Here is a 2,515-nt window from a genome sequence, read left to right as displayed (position 1 = left end):
AAGGTTAACGACGGTTAGATTCACCTCTTACACAGCACCTCGCGACTAATTGCTCCACCAATCGTTAGTGTCGCGTTATTTGGGCCATACCAACGTTTAAAGAAGGCTTTTAAATCGTTGGCATCAGCTCTATTTAAGATCCGACATATATCCAATTGGCATCCAAGAATAAGGGTGTCCATAGCCATACAGGGCTTGATGCGACTTTTCGGTACCTTGCCCATAAGGCACATTGTCATAACGCATCATACGTTCATTTTTTACCGCAGCACGTTGAACTTCAAACTTTTCTTGGGTAATACCTTGAGCAAAAAAACCCATACGGTCTGACTCTAACCACAGCATCTTCTCTAATTGATTTACTGGGACGGTTTGGAAGTAGTTAGTTCTATCTAAATTCGTTGTGGCATTTAGCTTTCCACCCGCTTCAGTCACCATTTTGATATGTTCTTCATCTGCCACATGCTTTGAGCCTTGAAACATCATGTGTTCAAATAAATGAGCAAACCCTGACTTACCCAGCTCTTCTCGTGCAGGACCCATAACTCGTTCAGTTACGTATTGCTAAGGTTAAGGAGACGTACAAGCAATCACGCAGCACCTAAATTCAGCCTCATGACAGCTCCTCCTTCTTCCAGCTAATCCGTATCCTTCTCCACATTCAACCAATTCATAAATTCAATTCTGCGATTTTCATTCATCGTTCACACCCCCCTACATTAATTGGTTCATGGAAGATTTCCTATCTAACCATCGGTCTTCCGCGGTCGGACGGTACCCAGGCAATGGTGCACATTTCCTTACCCTTCTCCTTGAGATGCGTATAGTGAAAATTAAAAATTGGATCGTCATATTGATCACCTCCTAAATAGTGTGTTTATATCACAAAAGAGTAAATATACTCTTTCATTGCACAAAAAAAAACCACAGGGGACTCCTGTGGCTTGAGTGATTCAGTACTACTCCATAAAAAAAGCCACAGGATTACATTACGTTCCACCTGCAGCAATTATGAGTACATATTTTCATTGTATCCGAACTTTATGAATAAATGATTACCGTACTAGCGCAGGTCGATATGCAGTTCGTTGAAGTGTTCATTTTCATGTTTTTCATTTTTCCGACCTCGCTTTCCTAGTAATTTTTTCTTACACTGGAAATTATATAGAAACATTTTCCTAATGTAAAGCCCATTTTTGAAATAAAAGATGTTTTCAAAGAATCATGCTTCAAGATACGTCATTTTCGTAGTCTGCCTGGTCCACTTCCAGATCAAGCTGATGCAAGATTCTTATTGCTTCACCCTTCTCCATTTGTTTGTAATGGTGTAACCCACCAGGCTGCTCATCCTTCTCATCAGCCAATCGAACCACCTCTTGGAGAGATGTCCTTTTCCCATTCAATTCAAATGGCAGATAGCTATCTGTATGCAATAAGACAGCCAGTGAAACTTCCTTCGCGACGGTTCTATCCTCACCGAGCCTGATCAATAACTTATGTGCGCGCTCTGCACCTTTTATAGCATGGATATCATGCTTACGGTATTCTTCATAGTCCCACTTACCGTCTCGATACCATTCATAATGCCCCATATCGTGCAGCAAGGCGGACTTCGTTGCCAGGTCGGGATCTACGCCTGCCTCGACAGCCATCTCCAGAGCGTAACCAGCGACGGTGACCGCGTGATGAATGCCGGATCTTTGGAGATACTTCTGAGTAATCCGATGTTTGAACACGTCCACTAGTGTAACTTTCCGCATACGATCACCTCCAAGTTTGAAAGAATCATATCATGTTCCTGTTACCTTCACAAGCAATGTAGACAAGAGGTTTACGTTCAAACCCTGTAAGGAAAATACAGGAGAAGGAGGAATGTTCATGGATCACTCTAAAGAAGTCGTACTCATTACCGGAGCTAGCAACGGCATTGGAAAAGGTTTATCACTAGCCTATGCAAAAAGGGGAGCTAAGGTTATTGGTTGTGATATAGATGAAGAAAATGGTAGGAAATTATCCAAAGAAGCAAACGAATTATCGGGAACCTTTCTATTTTATCCCTGTGATGTATCCAATCCGCAAGCTATCTCACAGCTAATCAAGCAATTGGAGACTGATCATCAGATTCCGACCATTTTAATTAACAATGCTGGGATAAGCGAATTCAAGAACATATTTGAATCCGGGGTTGAGGACTGGGACGAAATAATAAACACCAACTTGCGCAGTGTATTCTTATTTTCTAAGTTAATGAGCAGCCTTTGGAAAGGAATGCAGATCAAAGGTAGGATCATTAATATTGCCTCGACCAGAGCCAGCATGTCAGAACCGAATTCTGAAGGATATGCTGCCAGCAAAGGAGGCATAATTGCCCTGACTCACGCACTTGCTGCATCCCTCACCTCTTACGATATTCGAGTTAATTCCATAAGCCCAGGTTGGATCCATACAGGCGACCTTAGCGAATTAAGAAATGTAGATCACGAACAACATTTATCAAATCGAGTAGGACGAGTGA

The 2,515-nt window shown here is 42.1% G+C and carries 2 protein-coding genes and 1 pseudogene; 1 reads left to right on the top strand and 2 read right to left on the bottom strand.

The features are described from left to right. Positions 1-44: 44 nt before the first annotated feature. Together ACXAC4_RS19355 and ACXAC4_RS19350 are read right to left on the bottom strand one after the other, a co-directional pair. Positions 45-543 (bottom strand): annotated as a pseudogene (locus tag ACXAC4_RS19355) (M16 family metallopeptidase); the annotation flags it as partial. A gap of 686 nt (positions 544-1,229) precedes the next feature. Next, positions 1,230-1,760: an HD domain-containing protein gene (locus ACXAC4_RS19350; protein WP_474982701.1), complete on the bottom strand. Its 531-nt coding sequence runs from the start codon at positions 1,758-1,760 to the stop codon at positions 1,230-1,232. Between the two features lie 118 nt (positions 1,761-1,878). Between ACXAC4_RS19350 and ACXAC4_RS19345 the strand changes: the two genes are divergently transcribed. Beyond that, positions 1,879-2,515: SDR family NAD(P)-dependent oxidoreductase (locus tag ACXAC4_RS19345; RefSeq protein ID WP_475164815.1), on the top strand; the 637-nt coding region annotated here is incomplete at its 3' end.

It is taken from the genome of Pseudoalteromonas sp. AWM4_233, assembly GCF_056158285.1.
The sequence above is the reverse complement of the archived record's forward strand: the minus strand, read 5'-3'. Positions and strand labels throughout refer to the sequence as shown.